The sequence below is a fragment of the Alphaproteobacteria bacterium genome (genome assembly GCA_024244705.1).
Lineage (GTDB): Bacteria > Pseudomonadota > Alphaproteobacteria > JAAEOK01 > JAAEOK01 > JAAEOK01.
On the sequence record JAAEOK010000050.1, the window covers coordinates 1 to 17,218 of the forward strand.

Sequence of the window (17,218 nt, forward strand, 5' to 3'; positions counted from 1 at the left end):
GAAATCTCACCTGGATGGGAAAACGAAACAACTCTATCTTCGTACATGGCGTATCCTTCCTTCTTGGAAATCGGCGACCTCAACATCGCCAGGATACGCCGCCTCTACATCACGCCATCACCAAGATTCGGTTATAGCTCCCGCCTCACCCCCGAAACCGGACTCTCCGCGCGGCAGTGTGATGAGTCCGGGATTAGCCATGAGCCGACATTCAAAACGACCAGACTCCAACTTCTTTAACAGCCAGAGACAGTAGTTCGTATTATCATTCAGTCTGAGGGAAACACCTTCCCCTCAAACACCGTTCCCCAGACTGGGATTTCTGCTATTTCGTCCGGGGCAACGGAGTAGGGGTCGTCCTCTAGCACAACAAAGTCAGCGAATTTGCCGGCCCGAATCGAGCCGATTCGGTCTTCCCAGCGCATAATCCAGGCAGCATCGATGGTGACCGCCCGAAGCGCTTGATGAACCGAAATCCGCTCCATCGCGGCGTTCTTTTGCCCGTTGATGGTGGTCCGATTCACGGCTGTTTCGACCAGCTTTAGGGGACTCAACGGCGCCATCGGGTTGTCAGAATGGAGGGCGGCGACAATTCCATGTCGAAGGGCCGCACCCAGGGGCACCATATATCGGGCAATGTCTTCGTTCAGCCAGTTTTCAGCATAGGCATCGGCCAGAATGTGTTGGTAATAGGGGTTGGCCGAAACCGAAATTCCGAGCGCCGCCATTTGGCGCAATTGGTCTTCATGGGCGAAGGCGAAATGCTCCAGTGTCGTTCGGTGATCGAATCGCGGTTGATCGGCCAGAAGTCGCCTAACCATTGTGATGAGGGCCGCTGCGGATTTGTCTCCGTTCGTGTGGGCGTGGATCTGGAATCCCCTATTCCAGAAAAAGCGTGCCCACTCCTCCGTCACCTCAAGGGGGGCCATCCAAAGACCTTCATGGCCATCCTTGTAGCCGGGGAAGTCGTACTGGGCGAGCCCGGAAAAAATCGCGCCATCCATCATCAATTTGAAATGGCTATCAAACATGACAAGGTCGTTGCTAGCGGTAGTCCAGCGCCTAATCTCATCTAATGCTTGGGCCGGCGTTTTGCCTCGTGCAAGAAAGTCGGTGATGATGGGCGTCAATACAAGCCTGGTCGAGGGTTTCAGGCGTTCTGCAGTGGCCTTGATGAGAGCGATTTCACCTTCGGGATCACCGAAAATTCCGATGCCCATATCCATGGCCGATGTAACGCCGCCTTGTCTCAGCATCGCATAGAAGTTCTCCATGCCTTTGCCATAGCGGTCGGGGGCGAATAGAAACGGCATTTTGGGTACTATAGTCTTTGCACCATTCTCCCAGAAATGCCCGTTTGGCCAGTTAGCCTCATGCGGATAGGTCTCAGCGTCCGCTTCGGTAATTCCCAAAAGTTCAAAAGCCGCGTCATTTCCAATAATCTCGTGAAAAGAGCGGTGCCATAACATAACCGGAGTATCGGGAAACAACGCGTTGAGAAGCGGTCGTTTAACTTCTCCATGCCAGAGGGGGTGATAGCCCCAAGCCACAAACGGAACTGAGGGATCGTGACCCCCTGCCACATGGGCTGCCACGAGGTCCGTCAGTCGCTCAATGTACGCGTCATGGGTTACGGCGCCAGGGAAATCGCCCGTCGGCAACTCCCAATCTTCGGGTGCCAGAAACGCGAACTGTGTCAGAACGGCGGGCAGACTTGGGTGAATGTGCGGATCGATAAAGCCCGGCATGAGGATTTTCGATTCGAACTGCCGGTCAACGGTCGCACCCTGCGTTTCGACGTAAGAATTCAAGGATTCGAGCGAGCCGACTGAAACAATTTTTCCTTTAGTGACAGCAACTGCCGTTGCCTCGGGCAGTGATTCCTCCATGGTGATGATCTTCTTCGCCGTGAAGATCGTGATCTCACTCGCTTGTGCCGCAAGCGAGCAAAGTGTCAGCGCGGAAGCAGTGACAACTCTAATGGCCCAGTTCATGGCGCTCCACCATTCGACAAGATTAATGCGCTACGTCCATCCGAACTAGAAGTCGGGATACGAGAATACGAATGAAATGTCTAGCTCAGACGCCGTGATGGAGGCTTCGGATCAACTTAGATCGACGCTCCTCGGCCGACCTTGAAGACCGTTTTGGGTCATACGAGGCTTGCCCGACACCTGCCGTCGGAACACGTGACGACGTCCGTCAACGACAGGTGTCCGACAACCCTTCACACATTTCCCCGTATTGAAGCCGGTTGCACGACTTCCGCTACGCTCCCAACATCGGAAATTCAGAGCAGCATTGCCGCTGAAAGTGCAATTGTGATTCGAGCTCGCAGGAGCGTCGAATCATGCGCTATGAAATGACCGACCTTGAGTGGTCGATTATCCGAACCGTTTTGCCCGCCAACTCTCGCGGCATTCCCCGTGTTGATGACCGGCGGGTGTTGAATGGCACCTTTTGGATATTGCGATCAGGAGCACCGTGGCGCGATCTATCGGACCGGGACCGCATCGACTTCACGGCCGTGGCCGGGCTAAGGGACGGCGCCTTCCCTCCGTTTTGATCTGACTTGGACGAGCGGGCTCAGATTGAGCCAAGCACGCAACCGTTTCCGTACACGTGCCGGACCGATCGCCTCCAATCTTTCGGACGCTAGTGCCCGCGTCAGTGAAAGGTCGCCGCGCACGATTCGAATCATGTCCGGCAGGGTACAGGTTAGGTACAAATCGACATCGAACCCGGGGTCCTCGAGGCAAAGCTCGCAGGCCTCATCGTGATTGACGAACCACCAGACGTCCTTCCCCGATGGCTGGTCGGTGAAGTGCAGGCGCACGACCGTGCGGCCACCACCGAATACTGTTGCCTTGACGCTCCTCTCCAGGGACCAGATCAACAGACCGAGGTCGATTTCGTTTTCGGCGAGTTGCCGCCGCGACCAGCGCTGCCCCCATGTGCCCAATGCCACGATCATCGGGACAAAATCTTCGCCCATGGGAGTCAGATGATAGGTCCGGCCGCGTCCCCGCGGCGCCTGGCGCCGCTCGACGACGCCCTCGGCTTCGAGCTGCTTGAGGCGGCGCGAGAGGAGAGTCGGCGACATCAAGGGGACACCACGACGAAGCTCTGAAAATCGGGTGGCGCCGGCGGCGAGGTCCCGAATGATCAGCGGCGTCCAACGTTCACAGAACAACTCGGCCGCCTTCGCTACCGGGCAGAACTGTCCATAGCTCTTCATGGCAACCTCCTGGCAGCGGCAATGGTAGAAGAGTGGCCTTTCCTTCGGAAGTACATTTTGTGGACTATCGGCCATCGGTTGGACCGCCGCAAGATCGGGCACAAATCGGCGGTAAATGCCGTCGGTGACACTAATGGAAACGGAGGCAATCATGGAAGCCAGGCCTGCAGGACAAGTGACGCACGATGGGGCCGATATCTATCAAGAGTTCTTTGTGCCGGCGCTCTTCTCGGAATGGGCGGGGCCGGTATCCGACGCCGCTTTTCTTGAACCAAACGACCGCGTCCTCGACATTGCCTGCGGTACGGGCGTGCTCGCGCGCGAAGCCGCCACGCGGGTTGGGCCCGGTGGTACCGTTGTCGGCTTGGATCGCAACCCGGGCATGCTAACCGTGGCCGCTCGGGTATCGCCGCGGATCGAATGGCGGTTGGGCCGGGCCGAAGAGATGCCGTTCCCTGACTGTACGTTCGATGCCGTGATCAGCCAGTTCGGTCTCATGTTCTTCGAGGATCGCATTGCCGCGTTACGGGAAATGTGGCGCGTGTCGCGACCCGGAGGCAGGATTGCTGTAGCGGTCTGGGATGCACTCGACCGTACCCCGGGTTATGCCGCGATGACGGAGCTGCTCCAGCGGCTGTTTGGCGATTCGATCGCGGATGAGCTGCGGGCCCCATACCAACTGGGCGACAGCGAATCGTTGCGACGCTTGTTCGCGGACGCCGGGATCACGGGGCCGACCGTCGGCGCCCGCGACGGCCGCGCAAGGTTCCCGTCGATAGATGCTTGGGTCCATACCGACATCCGAGGTTGGACCCTTGCCAATCTGATCGACGATCGACAGTACGCCGAATTGCTTTGCGCCGCCCGGCAAGAGCTACAGCCTTTCGTCCTGCCCGACGGCAGGGTGGAATTTGGTCACTCGGCATTGATCGTCGCGGCGACCAAATCATGACCGCAGGGCGGCGCTTGCAGCCCTCTATCGCGGCCGCGAGCAGAACTGGCGCCACATCGCCGTGTACGCCGCTTCGAGACCGCGGGTGAAACGCGCCGGATCGGATGCCGGGGCGGCCATGAAATCGCGGCGCAGCGTCTGGCGCCGCTGCGCCAACCGGTCAAGATTGCCGGCCAGCTCGATGGCGCGGGCAACATAATCATTCGTATCGCTCGCGATGGTGTCGGTGACGCCGCGGCTGGACAGCAAGCTGACGCCGACTCGGCCGACATGGGACCGCCCGGCGAGGGTGATGACCGGGACGCCCATGACCAGGGCCTCGCAGGTCGTCGTCGTACCGTTATAGGGAAAGGTATCGAGCGCGATGTCGACCTCGTTGTAGAGGGCGAGATGCTCGAAGATGGTCGCAGTCGCACCGACCAAGGCGACGCGGTCCAGGCTTATCCCATGACCGGTGAATTGTTCGGAAAAATAGGTACGGATATCCAGGTTTTCGAAGGCGCGCGATTTGAGCAGCAACCGGCTTTCCGGCACGGCATCGAGAATTCTTGCCCACGCTTCGATGACCAATGGATGGGTCTTGGCGATGTTATTGAACGAGGCGAAGGTGACATGGCCGACGGTACGCGCCGGCGGCGGGACCAGGTCGGGCAAATCGGCCGGCGGTTGGTAGCAGAGGAACCCGTCGGGCAGCCGGACCAAGGTCTCGGTCGCCAAGTCGTCGGCCTCGCCGGGCGGATCGGCCCAGCGGTCGGTCAGGCGGTAATCGACGGCCGGGATCCCGGTGGTATCGGGATAGCCAAGATAGGTGACCTGGACCGGCGCCGGACGCTGCGCCACCGCCGGCAGGCGATTGTTGGCGGTATGGCCGGACAGCTCGACCAGGATATCGATGCGGTCGCCGCGAATCAGGTCGACCAATTCGGCGTCGCCGAGCGGGCGAACGTCGCGCCACTCGGCAACCATGTTCTTGAGGCGCGCCGTCGTCTCGTCGGGTGACCCTGAATTGTGGTAGGCGAACGTCGTCACTCTCTTGGTGTCGTGATGGGCGAGTATCGGCTCGATGAAAAAGCCGACCGGGTGGGTACGGAAATCGGGCGACAGGTAGCCGACGCGCAACGGGCGGTCGACCGTCCGGTCGCACGCCGGCGCGGCCGGGACCTCGGCCCCGCCGGCGATGATCCGCCCGCGTTGGACATGCTCCTGGTAGAGGTCCAGCGGCTCGACGGCGGGCACGTAGTGGGAGGCGAAGAGCAGGTTGCTCTGGCCATGGCTAAAGGCCGGATCGATTTCGACCGCCCGCCGGTAGTGGGCGAGGCTTTCTTCGGCGCGGCCCATGCCCTTGTATATATTGCCGAGATTGCTGTGCACGGCGGCGAGGTCCGGTTTGACCTCGAGGGCGCGCTCGTAGATCTCGATCGACCGCTGCTGCTGCCCCTCCTGTGCGACCAAGTCGGCGAGATTGATCAGCGCCGGAATGTAGGCGGGCTCGCGCTCGAGGATGCGTTCGTACTCGGCGATCGAATCGTGCCGCCGCTTCGCCCGGCCGAGGGCGAGGGCGTAAGAAAAGCGAAGCTTGAGGTCATCGGGCCGCCGGTCGACGGCACGCCGCCACGCCTCGGCCGCATCGTCATGGCAACCCTGGCGGTCGAGGATTCGGGCGCGCTCCTCGTCGGTGGCCGGTTCGCCGTCCGCGCCGCCGACCGCTATTGGCGCGCGCTCATTGAGGAATTCGAGCACGTAGCGCCCGCGGTCGCCTTGTCCGTAATTGCGGCTCAATCGGAAGCCCGGGAACAGGGTCTCGAGGAAAGCCGACATTTCCTCGACCGTACCGAATTGCCATTTCGACGTCGTATGCCATGCGTCGCCAATCGGCTTGGCGCCGGTTTCGACGAGGCGGCATTCGATAATGAAACGGCGGCAGGCGGCGGCGAGCTTCTTGGCGTTGCCGGGCGGGTCCTGGGTGTGATGCAGGACCGAGAACAGCATAATGGTATCGAAGCTGCCGGGGATCGGCGACTTATCGAGATCGAGGGCACGAAATTCGATCGGCTTGTGCGCGATATTGCTGATGATGCGGGCGGCATTTACGGCGTGCGTATCCAATTCGATACCGGTGACGCGGCATCCGCGGTCAAAGAGATAGCGCGACAACAGCCCCGTATTGCAGCCGACGTCGAGAACGCGCTCGCCATCACGAAAGGGAATCGTATCAAGCAGCGGGCGGCGGGCTTCGAGATCGCGTTCGCCGTCGGCGACAACGTCAGTTTCGGCAATGCGGTGATAAACACCGCTCTGCCCGAGAGTCGTTTGCTGACCTTGCAACAGCGAACTTCCACCGATGTCGAGGGCGCCGTCGCGGAACAAGGCCAGGGCGTGGTGATCAAGATCGATGCCGGGAAAATAATGAAACATTGAAGCGAGTTCATATTTGCGCCGGGCGTACTCGTTGCACCAGTGGAGGAAATCGAGGTTGTTCAGGGACCGCGTGTCTTCGTCGAGCAACTCGGCCTGATCGTAGTCTACCAGGTAGAGAATGTCGGTCGCCGGATCGAAGCGGCAATGTTCGGGCTTCGGGTCGCCGTGGTAAACGCCCAGGTTTTTTTGCTCGATGATCGCGAGCAGTAGGTCGACGAGCCGTACGGCCCGGGCCTCGGGAATGAATTGCAGGATGAGGAACGGGCAGGGGTCATTGATCGGCGTGCCGTCGGTGGCGCTGATCGATCCACCCATCATCTGGTGAATCTGCGACAATGGCATCGATCCGCGGTGGTGGAGGCGGGGGCAGGTCACCGCCCCAGTCTCGTTAAGATGCTCGAAGATTTTGGCTTCCTCGGCCATCGAGTTCGACTTGTTGGGATCTTGAAACAGCTGTGCCTTGAGAAAGAACCGTCCCTGCTGGTCCGACGTCACCAGCGAGCCGTTGTGGATGACGGGCTTTTCGAATCTGATGCTACCGACCTTGTCCACCGCGTTCTCGTTCCCGATTATCCAATCTCAATGGCCTTGTGGGCCGTCTCGCCCAAACCGCAACGGAATTGATTCTACATGAACGCATGGCGCTCAAGAGCCCGAAAAAAGCAAGTCGGTGCGCGCTTCCCGACACGCCTCGACAGTATCGAAGTTGGCCACGCCATTCCGCTGAAAAGTTGACTCGAACTCGCACATTCCTTATCAGCGCTCGACAAGGTTGGATCCTTCACGGAACATGAAGCCAAAGGCAGATCAACTGCCGGCCGACTGGGGGTCAGTGTCCATTGGTGTCGCGCACCATCTTTACCGGACTGCGTGCGAGCGTCCATTTCGGGGCTCGACCGTTGGTGCCCGGACGATGCCGGCGATCCTCCAGCGGAGGTCTTCATCGGTGAAGGTGGCGCTGTTGATACGCGAGCTCACCACCGGCGGCGCGCAACGTCAACTCGCGCTGCTGGCATGCGAACTTAATCGCCGCGGACATGATGTGACCGTGTTGACGATGTCGCGGCGGGCCGAAATGTAGGACGAGCTGCGCCAGTCCGGAATCACCACCGTTGATTTGGACAAGCGCGGCACCTTCGATATCGTCAGGCCGTTGCGCAAACTTTCCGCGCATATCGCCGAAACCGGACCGGACATCGTTTACAGCTTCCTGGGGTTTTCCAATTTCGCCGCTGCCCTCGCGATGCCGTCGCGGTCGCCGTCCCGGTTGCTGTGGGGCGCCCGCGTTTCACAGCGGCCGGGCTTCTCCTACGGCCCCTACGGAGCGCTCATCGACTTCGCCGAAACGCGATTGATCCGTCATCCCGATCTCATCATCGCCAATTCTCGGGCTGCTCATGATTGGATGGCACGGCGCGGTGCGACGCCGGAGAAGTGCCGGGTGGTGCGAAATGGATTCGAGCCGTCGAGATTCGTCATCGATCCCGATCGGCGGGCCCGGCAGCGGTCGGACTGGGGCGTGCAAGGCGGTCAGCCGGTCATCGGAATCGTCGCGCGCTTCGATCCAATGAAGGATCACGGCACGTTCTTCAAAGCGGTGTCTCGTCTGACCGCCGAACGAGCCGACCTGCGCGTTGCAGTGGTTGGCCATGCTCCCGGAAAAGCCGGCGCCGAAGTCGCGCGGCTGGCCGACCTCAATGGACTGAGCGAGGAAGTAATCTGGTGCACCAGCGGTCACGACCGGATTACCGACATCTATAATGCGCTCGACGCCCTGTGTCTGACGTCGGTTCATAGCGAGGGGTTTCCGAATGTGCTCGCCGAGGCCATGCGGTGCGGCCTTGGCTGCGTGGCGAGCGATGTCGGCGATGCCCGTTATATCGTTGGCGAGCTCGGTCATGTCGTGCCATCACGGGATCCGGAAGCCTGCGCGGGGGCCATCGATCGAGCCTTGACGCAGGGCTTCGATGCCGGTCTCTCTGCGGCGCGTCGATCCCGGATCATTGAAATGTTCTCCGCCGAAGCGATGATCGATCAGACGGAGGCGTCGTTGATCGAGTTGGTCGGGGCTCAGGACATGGCGGACCGCGGGCTCATTCGAGCGCACTGATATCGATCTCCCGCTGGCGGCCGAGCCAGAGGGCGTGACGGGTGTGGTCGGCGATGTCGTCGCCGGTCTCGGGATGGATGAAGACCGTCAGCTCGCCATGATTGAGTGCCAGCCAGGGGACGATGTCGGCGAACAGATCGGCAGCGAAGGCGACTTGGTAGCTCCACATCGGGTGGGGGCCGATGGGACGATCGTGCCATCGGCCCATACGCACATCGAACCGCGCCTCGATGGCGTTGCGTAATTCGGCGGCCGCTTCCCGCGTCGCCGCTTCGTAATAGACATGGGCATGGTAGCCGGATATGTCGGCGCCGGATTCGATGGCCATTGATCCGTGCTCTGTCATTGGTTCGCGCCAGCTTATAATCTGCTCGACCGCGATGGAAGATCGTCGTGTTCAGCCGGCGCCGGCTGCGTCTTCGCCGAAGGGTCCAAGGCGGGCGACGATGATTACAAGGGACTTCATCGCCGTTCTGCGCTATATGTGACGATTCTGAAAAGACTGTGGGGCCGTCGGCCCCGCGCTTGAAAGTCCCAGGGCCTGACCGATGAACAAGACAACGAAAGCCCGCAAGCACATTGTGCTGACGTCGCATCCGTCGGGCAGCGCAACGAAATCGGCGCCGATCACATGGGCGGCGCCGAGCGCGGGCGAACGCGGCCCGATCATCGGCACGGTGACTAATCCCGGCCGGCGCAACGTGATCGGAACCCATGCCGGCTCCTACGCCCTGTATCGGGCACTCGCCGTCGCCGCCGGCGATTTGAGCGCCGATCACATTTCCGACCTGACGAATACCGCGCCGGCGGCCACCATCGGACCGCACCCGCAATGGTTCGACCCCGAAAAGATCGTGTCTTTGGATCCCTACGGGCATGTCGTGACCGAGGCCTTCCCGGAGTTGCGGGCCGAGGGCTGGGACATTCGCCCGACCATCGCCGTCACCAAGGGGCGGCTGAACCTCCCTGAAATGCGCGAGACGATCCGCGCCGGCCGGCTCAGCCCGGACGGCCGTATCCTGACCGAGTCGGGCGACGTCACCGCGACCAAGATCGCGGTCGAGCCGGTGTGGCATCTACCTGGGGTGGCGCGGCGATTCGGCATCGAGGAAACGGAGCTCAGGCGGACGCTGTTCGAGCAGACTGGCGGCATGTTCCCGGACCTGGTCACGCGGCCCGATCTGCACGTCTTCCTGCCGCCGATCGGCGGCATCACGGTCTATTGCTTCGGCGATATCGCGAACCTTTCGAGCGCAAGCAGCAAACTCGCCTGCCGCGTCCACGACGAATGCAACGGGTCGGATGTCTTTGGCTCCGATATCTGCACCTGCCGGCCTTATCTGGTTCACGGCATGGAGGTGTGCGTCGAAACCGCGCAGGCCGGCGGGGTCGGGCTCGTCGTCTATAACCGCAAGGAAGGCCGGGCGCTTGGCGAGGTGACCAAGTTCCTGGTCTACAACGCGCGCAAGCGTCAGGTTCTGGGCGATCGGGCCGAGGCCTATTTCGAGCGCACCGAATGCGTGGCCGGCGTTCAGGATATGCGCTTCCAGCAACTCATGCCCGATGTCATGCACTGGCTGGGCATCGCGCGCATCGACCGCTTCGTCTCGATGAGCAACATGAAGTACGACGCAATCGTCGGCCAGGGCATCGAAATCGTCGAGCAGGTTCCGATTCCCGAGGATCGCATCCCGCCCGATGCGATCGTCGAGATGGACGCCAAGAAGGCGGCCGGGTACTACAGCGACGGCGGCGCGCCAGACGCCGGCGACCTCGCCGCCGTCAAGGGACGGGCGCTCAGCGATTACTAAGGTGGTCGAGGGCAATCGGGACACCGTCGCGTGGCTGCGCTCAGCCGCCGCGGTTCGTCAGCGCTGTGACGCCATTCTTCGAACCGGGCTCAGGGGCGAGCTGGATTTCTTCGACATCGATCCGACGCGAATGGCGGCGACGGCGGCCTACGTCGCTGAAACCACGCGGCTGGCCTATCCCGATCTCGACGTGCCGCCGCACAGCCGGTGGCGCCACTTCACCGCCGGCGGTGTCGATCGATGGTCGCGTATCGCCGGCGAAATCGAATCGGCCAGTGCCGACGAGACCGCCCGCGTGAAATTCGACCTCGTCGTTACCAGCGTCCTCCTCGACGCCGGCGCCGGCGCCGAATGGCGCTATCGGGAGGCGGACACGGGAGACAGCTATGCCCGTTCGGAGGGCCTGGCCGTGGCGAGCTTCGATCTCTTCGCCGCCGGCCGGTTATCGGCCGATCCGGGGAACCTCTACCGCGCCGACGCGGCGGCACTTGGGCACTTCGGTGCCGAAGACATCGCGCGCGGCTTCCAGGTCGATGCGGGCAATCCGCTTGTCGGTCTGGACGGCCGGGCCGGACTTCTGCGGCGGCTCGGCGCGGCGCTCGAGGCGCGGCCCGGCATGTTCGGTCGCGATCGGCCGCGGGTCGGCAATCTTTTCGACTATCTGGCGGCGCAGGCGCCCGACGGGACCCTGCCGGCGGAGGTGATCCTCGCCGCGATTTTGCAAGGTCTGGGTCCGATCTGGCCCGGTCGGATCGTCGTCGATGGAGAAAACCTCGGCGATGTGTGGCGCCATCCGGCGGTTTCGGCGGCGGACCCGACCGGTGGCCTGGTGCCGTTCCATAAGCTGTCCCAGTGGTTGGCCTATTCGCTGATCGAGCCGCTGCAGGCGGCGGGGATCGCGATCACCGGACAGGACGCGTTGACCGGCCTGCCGGAATATCGCAATGGCGGTCTGCTGATCGATATGGGCGTGCTCGTTCCCAAACAGCCGGAAGTTTTGGAAGAAGCCCACGATGTCGGTTCGGTCGTCGTCGTCGAATGGCGCGCCTTGACCGTCGCCCTCCTCGACCGGTTGGCCGACGAGGTCCGCGCGGTCCTCGGCTTGGCGCCCGCCGCGTTCCCCCTGGCCAAAGTACTGGAAGGCGGCACCTGGGCCGCCGGCCGGCGCATCGCCGCAGAGCGCCGGCCCGATGGGGGCTCTCCCCTCAAGGTGCGTTCCGATGGTACCGTTTTCTGAGCGGCAACCCCTTCACCCCGGCTAGCGAGGTAAGCCATGCAGGACAATGTCACCGTCGTCGATCATCCCCTGGTCCAACACAAGCTGACGCTGATGCGAAGGGTCGAGACGTCGACGGCGGACTTTCGCCGGCTGGTGCGCGAGGTCAGTACGCTGCTCGCCTACGAGGTCATGCACGACCTGCCGTTGACCGAGATCGAAATCGAGACCCCATTGGAACCCATGAAAGCGCCGGTGATCGAGGGCAAGAAGCTGTGCCTGGTCTCGATCCTGCGCGCCGGCAACGGCATCCTCGACGGCATGCTCGACCTCGTGCCCTCGGCCCGCGTCGCCCATGTCGGGCTCTATCGCGATCCCCAGACCCTGGTCGCCGTCGAATACTATTTCAAGGCGCCGGACAAGCTCGGCGAGCGCCTGCTGATCGTCGTCGACCCGATGCTGGCGACCGGCAACTCGGCCGCCGCCGCCGTTCAACGGCTGAAGGAGGCCGGCGCATCGGACATCAAGTTCGTCTGCATCCTGGCCGCGCCGGAAGGCGTCGCCGCGTTCCACGACGCCCATCCCGATGTGCCCATATTCACCGCCGCCATCGACCGTCAGCTCAACGATCACGGCTACATCCTGCCCGGCCTCGGCGATGCCGGAGACCGCATATTCGGCACCACGTGATCCAGGCATCCACGGGCGACCGGCAACAGGTCGGCGTCGCCGTTTACGTTAGTCTCGGAACAGAGTGGTTGCCGCCGCCGCGGGGAAGGGCCGCGCGGCCTCCACGTTGACCCAGGTCAACGCCGGATCGGCATGGCCCACCTAGGTTGCAGATGATCCAGTCCAGGGGTTTCGACTCTGCACGCCGTGCAACCGTGAATCGTTAAGCCCAGTGCTCGACGCCAGGAGCTCGTCCGATAGCGAAGAAACTCGACATCACACCGGCGCCCGCGCTTCAAATGAGCTATGAACAGACCCTCGTGGCGAGCGGGCTGGTCGACGATGTCGCCGACATTATTATCCTGGACCCCAAACCCCATCGATACTCGGAGGGCGACTATATTTGTCGTCGAGGCGAGGAAGCGGAATGTTTGTGGATCATAGTTTCCGGCTCGGTTTCGGTGCGTGAGAACGATCGAACGCTGTTCGTTCGTGGCCGCAACGAGGTTGTCGGAGAGCAGAACCTGCTGGGCAACGGATTTCGGCGCTTGTACGACCTTGTGGCGAGCGAAAGCCAGGTTGAGCTGCTCGAAATCGACAAGGCGAAAGTCGAAAGCCATCCCCAAGCGCACACATTATGGCGAAATATCGCCAAGATAATTTCTTTGAAACTGAAGGATTCGACAATCAAGACATCGTCCTTAACCCGCCAGCTTCAAGACGATACCCGAATTCTAAAAGCTTACATGAACGAATATGCGCTCAGCAGATGCCTGCAGTCAGGAGCGGGACATATTACCGATTACAAGGTGGATCGAGCCATTGTCTGGTTTTCCGATGTCGTCGATTTCAGTCGCCATGTGCTCGAACTGGCGCCGTCCCGGACGGCGGACATCGTTCAGAGGTTCTTTAACGCCCAATCCATTCCGATTACCGGTCATGGCGGACACATCGACAAATTCATCGGCGACGGCCTGATGGCATTCTGGGTTTTATCAGATAACAAGACCGTTGGCGTGAAGTGTCTGGAAGCGCTCCGGGCGGCCGAAGAGGCGGTTAAGTCGGTGTCGGAGATCCGGATCGGAAATAGTCCGCTCCACCTTCGCATCGGACTGCATGTCGGTTTGGTGTTGAGTGGCGATTTCGGCTCAGTCGCCCGCCATCAATTCACATTGATCGGCCGCGAGGTCAACAAGGCGGCGCGGCTCGAGCAAGTCCATCCGGAAGACGTCATCGAGGGTGATCGCGACCTAGGGGCCATTCGATTGAGCGTCGCGTTCAAGAGTGAACTGACCGATACCGTCAAGCGGCGATATCGACGGTACAGCAAAGCCCAGGCAAAGAACATTGGCGAATTGGAGATCTATAGTTAGTGCGGTGGCCATATCGGGTGAATGGCAGCTCATGACTACCGCGCCCACGCCTCGCATAGCACCGTCGGAACTAGGTAGTCGGTAGTGGACGCGGTGGGCCTGCCAAATCTGCCAGGTAGAGTGGCGAGTCCGCTCTGGTCTGTCCCGCCAGCCGCCTGGCAGCGGTTGACGGCGCCGGATAGCCTAGCGAAACTCGGCCGTGACAGGAAACCCAATAGGGGGCGCTCCTCATGAAGTTCATCCTGACCTGGAAGATTCCGCCCGGGCGTTACGAGGCCGCGGCGGAGGCCTTTCTCGCCTCCGGCGCTCCGGTACCGGAAGGCCTCGCCCTGTTGGGCCGCTGGCACGTCCCGGGATCGGCACAGGGCTGGGCCCTCGTCGAGGGCGACGACGGCGCGGCGGTGGCCGAGCATGTCGCCGAATGGGCGACCTCGTTGGAGCTACAGGTCCACCCGGTCATCGAGGATGAGGCGACCGCAGGGGCCTTGTCCAAGGTGTTCGGAAGCTAGCGGCACGCCGATCGCGGACAGGCTCTTCCACGTCCATTCGGAGCATCCGTCAAATCGCGGACCGGGACGGCTCGGAGCGGCTCCCGCGGCCGCGTGTCCGGTCCGCTTGGGCCCAGGATGGCGAGAATTGATGTTGATGCCCGAGCGCCGTTTACAAGCGTCCGCTCCCGTCGCAAATCGCCTTACTCCCGCATCAGCCTGTACATCACCACCCGGTCGTTGCCCGAATCGGAGATCCACAGGGTATCGCCCCTGGTCTCGATTCCCTCTGGCGTGGTGAATTCGCCCCGCCCCGTTCCCCGCCGGCCGTTGCCGAGCACCAGAAGGAGCGCGCCGTCGGGTCCGATGACCTTGACCTGGTGGTTGTTCTTGTCGGCGGCGATCACGGTGCCGTCGGCGAGCACGTCCTGATAGCGGACGCCGTCGAAATCGTAGGGCGCACCCTTCAGTTCGCGCTTGATCTCGAGGTCGGGCGACAACAGCAGCATGCGATCGTTGCCCGCATCGGCGAGCCAGATATCGCCACCGGGCGCGCGTTCGAGGTCGTGGGGCGAGGACAGCCCGGCCAGTTCCGCGACGACCGCTTCGTCTTCGTAGGCGACGACATTGCCCGACCAGGCGCCGGCGACATAGATGCGGCCGTTGGGATGGGCGAGCACGCCTTCGGGTCCGCGCACGCGTTCGCTCAATTCGCCGACCAGCGCGGCGTTCGTGCCATCCATCTGGTAGATCGTAACCCGGTTGTTGTGGGTATCGGCGACGTAAGCGCGGCCGTCGGCGTCGAAGTCGATGTCATGGGTGCCCGATTGATGGTTGGATCCGAAATCCGAGACCAGCGCCAGCGTTTCGGGATCGAGCACGGCGATGCGGTCGTTGTCGACGTCGGACACGAAGAGATACTTGCCGTCCGGGGACAGCTTAAGGTCGTGCGGGTTGCCGAGCTCGACCGTGCTGCCGGCGACGAATGTGGCCGTCCACTCGGCGGCGACCGCGCCCTGGATCCACAGACCGAGAATCAGCGCCGAAGCGAGGCTCCGGATCATGTGCTGTCTCCTCTGGTTCGCCGCGGGCTCACGTCTTGGCCGGCAGCACCAATTGCGTCTGCGTAACGAGCGCAGCCAGTCGTCCCTGTTCGGTCGTGACCCGTGTCTGCCACACCATCGTCGTCCGCCCGCGATGCACCGGCGTCGCTTCACCCACGATGCGCGAGCCGGCCGGCGCGGCGGCGAGAAAATTGGTCTTGCTTTCGATGGTCGTGGTGGTGGCGCCCTCGGGCAGGTTCAAGATCGTGCCCGCTGCGCCGAGTGTGTCGGCGAAGGCCATCAACACGCCGCCATGGGCGACGGCGGGCCGGGTGCACAGTTCGTCGGTGATCGTCAATTCGGCGACCACCCGATCCAACTCGGCGGATAGGAATCGAATGCCGAGATACTTTGCGAACGGCAGCATGTCGTCATTGAGTTGGGCCAGCATATCCATGGAAGACCGATCCCCCGCGTCCGGTGTCCGTCTTGGAACGAGATTAATGATGTTTCCGCGGGCTGTGAATGGCCGTCGTGGGTTGTGGCGCGGCCATCCATGCAGCGCGCCGGCCATGTGCGTTCAGTCCAATTTCACCCGCGCCCGGTAAAATCGACCTCCGCCGGTCGCCCCGGCAGGTCGAGGCGGGCGGTCTGCGCCGGGCTCTCGGCGACGACGCGCCCGCGCCGCACCACGGCCAGGCGGGGCGCGCGCAGGCGGATGGCATCGATCGGATCGGCCGCTTCGAGAATGACGAGATCGCCGAAGCATCCCGGCTCCAGGCCGTATCCCTCGAGCCCGACGATGGCGGCGGCGTTGTCGGTGATGGTGTCGAAGCAGGCGCGCATCTGCGCCCGTCCGGTCATGTGGGTGAGGTGCATGCCCATATGGGCGACCTCGAGCATGTCGGCCGAACCGAGCCCGTACCACGGGTCCATGACGCAGTCGTTGCCCATGGCGACGGTGATGCCGGCGGCCATCAGCTCGGGCACGCGGGTCATGCCGCGGCGCTTGGGGTAGGTGTCGTGACGGCCTTGCAGGGTGACGTTGATCAGCGGGTTGGCGATGACGGTCAAGCGCGCCTCGGCGATCAACGCGATCAACTTGCTGACATAGTAATTGTCCATCGAGTGCATCGAGGTCAGGTGCGAGCCGGTGACCCGGCCGTGGAGGCCGAGGCGTTCGGTCTCGAAGGCCAGGTTCTCGACGAAACGGGAATGGGGATCGTCGGATTCGTCGCAATGCATGTCGACCGGCAGGCCGCGCTCGGCGGCGATCTCGCACAGGATGCGAATCGATTCGACGCCATCGCCATGGGTGCGCTCGAAATGCGGTATGCCGCCGACGACATCGACGCCGCGATCGAGGGCGGCGACGAGCTGTTCCCGCGCGCCGCGTCGCCGCAGCAAGCCGTCCTGGGGAAAGGCGACCAACTGCAGATCGAGGTACGGTTTGACCCGGTCGCGCACCTCGAGCAGGGCATCGACGACGAGCAGGCGCGGATCGCTGGTATCGACGTGGCTGCGGATCGCCAACAGGCCGCGCGCCACCGCCATGTCGCAATAGCGCAGCGCGCGTTCGACGATCGCCTCGTGCTCGAGCTCCGGCTTCAACTCGCCCCAGATCTTGATGCCTTCGAGCAGGGTGCCCGATTCGTTGTGCCGCGGCTGCCCGACGGTCAGCGTCGAATCCATATGGAAGTGCGCATCGACGAAGGGCGCGATGACGAGATGGCCGGTGGCGTCGATCTCGGTTGTCGCGCTCGCCGCCAGATTCGGCTCGACGGCGACGATGCGCCCGTCCTCGATGCCGATGTCGAGCCCGGTGCGGCCGTCTTTCAGGGTCGCGTTGCGTACGATCAGATCCATGGTCCAACTCCCATCGCCGCGCCAGGGGCGCGGC

The 17,218-nt window shown here is 62.4% G+C and carries 15 protein-coding genes and 1 pseudogene; 9 read left to right on the forward strand and 7 right to left on the reverse strand.

The genetic code is table 11. The features are described from left to right. Nucleotides 1–269: 269 nt before the first annotated feature. Nucleotides 270–1,994, reverse strand: coding sequence for an amidohydrolase (locus GY791_07795; protein MCP4328323.1), 1,725 nt, complete (start codon nt 1,992–1,994; stop codon nt 270–272). Nucleotides 1,995–2,350: 356 nt separating this feature from the next. Between GY791_07795 and GY791_07800 the strand changes: the two are divergent. After that, nucleotides 2,351–2,503 (forward strand): annotated as a pseudogene (locus GY791_07800) (transposase). Between the two features lie 33 nt (nt 2,504–2,536). On the opposite strand, the gene GY791_07805 reads toward GY791_07800, so the two are convergent. Continuing rightward, nucleotides 2,537–3,238, reverse strand: a complete 702-nt coding sequence (locus tag GY791_07805; protein MCP4328324.1) for a helix-turn-helix transcriptional regulator — start codon at nt 3,236–3,238, stop codon at nt 2,537–2,539. 133 nt (nt 3,239–3,371) lie between these two features. Between GY791_07805 and GY791_07810 the strand changes: the two genes are divergently transcribed. Next, nucleotides 3,372–4,190 (forward strand): methyltransferase domain-containing protein, encoded by an 819-nt coding sequence (locus tag GY791_07810; GenBank protein MCP4328325.1) that lies wholly within the window; start codon nt 3,372–3,374, stop codon nt 4,188–4,190. A 24-nt stretch (nt 4,191–4,214) separates the two neighbouring features. Here the strand turns inward: GY791_07810 and GY791_07815 are convergent, their stop codons facing one another. Then, nucleotides 4,215–7,160 (reverse strand): tetratricopeptide repeat protein, encoded by a 2,946-nt coding sequence (locus tag GY791_07815; protein ID MCP4328326.1) that lies wholly within the window; start codon nt 7,158–7,160, stop codon nt 4,215–4,217. Between the two features lie 361 nt (nt 7,161–7,521). Between GY791_07815 and GY791_07820 the strand changes: the two genes are divergently transcribed. Next, on the forward strand, nt 7,522–7,689 hold the full coding sequence (locus GY791_07820) for a glycosyltransferase (GenBank protein MCP4328327.1): 168 nt from the start codon (nt 7,522–7,524) through the stop codon (nt 7,687–7,689). Between the two features lie 36 nt (nt 7,690–7,725). After that, entirely contained in the window at nt 7,726–8,718 is a 993-nt protein-coding gene (locus GY791_07825; protein ID MCP4328328.1) for a glycosyltransferase, read from the forward strand. Here the strand turns inward: GY791_07825 and GY791_07830 are convergent. Then, the gene (locus tag GY791_07830) at nt 8,702–9,046 is read right to left on the reverse strand and encodes a DOPA 4,5-dioxygenase family protein (GenBank protein ID MCP4328329.1); all 345 of its coding nucleotides are present in this window, start codon (nt 9,044–9,046) and stop codon (nt 8,702–8,704) included. The two genes, GY791_07825 and GY791_07830, sit on opposite strands and share 17 nt — an antisense overlap. Nucleotides 9,047–9,266: 220 nt before the next feature. Here GY791_07830 and GY791_07835 point away from each other — a divergent pair, with 220 nt between their 5' ends. From GY791_07835 to GY791_07855, 5 genes are all read left to right on the forward strand, one after another. Beyond that, nucleotides 9,267–10,529, forward strand: a complete 1,263-nt coding sequence (locus GY791_07835) for a GTP cyclohydrolase II (GenBank protein ID MCP4328330.1) — start codon at nt 9,267–9,269, stop codon at nt 10,527–10,529. Continuing rightward, a complete protein-coding gene (locus GY791_07840; protein ID MCP4328331.1) occupies nt 10,417–11,766 on the forward strand; it encodes a URC4/urg3 family protein in 1,350 nt (449 codons plus the stop codon). The genes GY791_07835 and GY791_07840 overlap by 113 nt, the downstream gene beginning before the upstream one ends. A gap of 36 nt (nt 11,767–11,802) precedes the next feature. Next, on the forward strand, nt 11,803–12,435 hold the full coding sequence (gene upp / locus GY791_07845) for a uracil phosphoribosyltransferase (GenBank protein ID MCP4328332.1): 633 nt from the start codon (nt 11,803–11,805) through the stop codon (nt 12,433–12,435). Nucleotides 12,436–12,713: 278 nt separating this feature from the next. After that, on the forward strand, nt 12,714–13,787 hold the full coding sequence (locus tag GY791_07850; GenBank protein ID MCP4328333.1) for a cyclic nucleotide-binding domain-containing protein: 1,074 nt from the start codon (nt 12,714–12,716) through the stop codon (nt 13,785–13,787). A gap of 230 nt (nt 13,788–14,017) precedes the next feature. After that, the gene (locus tag GY791_07855; GenBank protein ID MCP4328334.1) at nt 14,018–14,296 is read left to right on the forward strand and encodes a DUF3303 domain-containing protein; all 279 of its coding nucleotides are present in this window, start codon (nt 14,018–14,020) and stop codon (nt 14,294–14,296) included. Nucleotides 14,297–14,478: 182 nt separating this feature from the next. On the opposite strand, the gene GY791_07860 is transcribed toward GY791_07855, so the two are convergent. The 3 genes from GY791_07860 to GY791_07870 all read right to left on the reverse strand — a co-directional run bounded on the left by GY791_07860 (nt 14,479) and on the right by GY791_07870 (nt 17,184). Beyond that, a complete protein-coding gene (locus tag GY791_07860; GenBank protein MCP4328335.1) occupies nt 14,479–15,339 on the reverse strand; it encodes a beta-propeller fold lactonase family protein in 861 nt (286 codons plus the stop codon). A gap of 28 nt (nt 15,340–15,367) precedes the next feature. Next, complete coding sequence (locus GY791_07865; protein MCP4328336.1) at nt 15,368–15,775, reverse strand: PaaI family thioesterase; 408 nt, start codon at nt 15,773–15,775, stop codon at nt 15,368–15,370. Between the two features lie 134 nt (nt 15,776–15,909). Beyond that, nucleotides 15,910–17,184 (reverse strand): amidohydrolase family protein, encoded by a 1,275-nt coding sequence (locus tag GY791_07870; protein ID MCP4328337.1) that lies wholly within the window; start codon nt 17,182–17,184, stop codon nt 15,910–15,912. Nucleotides 17,185–17,218 lie beyond the last annotated feature (34 nt).

What these genes read in the sequence shown, in the direction of transcription:
- GY791_07865 (MCP4328336.1), bottom strand. Translation starts at nt 15,775, where the DNA reads ATGGATATGCTGGCCCAACTCAATGACGACATGCTGCCGTTCGCAAAG.
- GY791_07850 (MCP4328333.1), top strand. Translation starts at nt 12,714, where the DNA reads ATGAGCTATGAACAGACCCTCGTGGCGAGCGGGCTGGTCGACGATGTC.
- GY791_07810 (MCP4328325.1), top strand. Translation starts at nt 3,372, where the DNA reads ATGGAAACGGAGGCAATCATGGAAGCCAGGCCTGCAGGACAAGTGACG.
- GY791_07805 (MCP4328324.1), bottom strand. Translation starts at nt 3,238, where the DNA reads ATGAAGAGCTATGGACAGTTCTGCCCGGTAGCGAAGGCGGCCGAGTTG.
- GY791_07830 (MCP4328329.1), bottom strand. Translation starts at nt 9,046, where the DNA reads ATGGCCATCGAATCCGGCGCCGACATATCCGGCTACCATGCCCATGTC.
- GY791_07860 (MCP4328335.1), bottom strand. Translation starts at nt 15,339, where the DNA reads ATGATCCGGAGCCTCGCTTCGGCGCTGATTCTCGGTCTGTGGATCCAG.
- GY791_07840 (MCP4328331.1), top strand. Translation starts at nt 10,417, where the DNA reads ATGCGATCGTCGAGATGGACGCCAAGAAGGCGGCCGGGTACTACAGCG.
- GY791_07855 (MCP4328334.1), top strand. Translation starts at nt 14,018, where the DNA reads ATGAAGTTCATCCTGACCTGGAAGATTCCGCCCGGGCGTTACGAGGCC.
- GY791_07795 (MCP4328323.1), bottom strand. Translation starts at nt 1,994, where the DNA reads ATGAACTGGGCCATTAGAGTTGTCACTGCTTCCGCGCTGACACTTTGC.
- upp (MCP4328332.1), top strand. Translation starts at nt 11,803, where the DNA reads ATGCAGGACAATGTCACCGTCGTCGATCATCCCCTGGTCCAACACAAG.
- GY791_07835 (MCP4328330.1), top strand. Translation starts at nt 9,267, where the DNA reads ATGAACAAGACAACGAAAGCCCGCAAGCACATTGTGCTGACGTCGCAT.
- GY791_07870 (MCP4328337.1), bottom strand. Translation starts at nt 17,184, where the DNA reads ATGGATCTGATCGTACGCAACGCGACCCTGAAAGACGGCCGCACCGGG.
- GY791_07820 (MCP4328327.1), top strand. Translation starts at nt 7,522, where the DNA reads ATGCCGGCGATCCTCCAGCGGAGGTCTTCATCGGTGAAGGTGGCGCTG.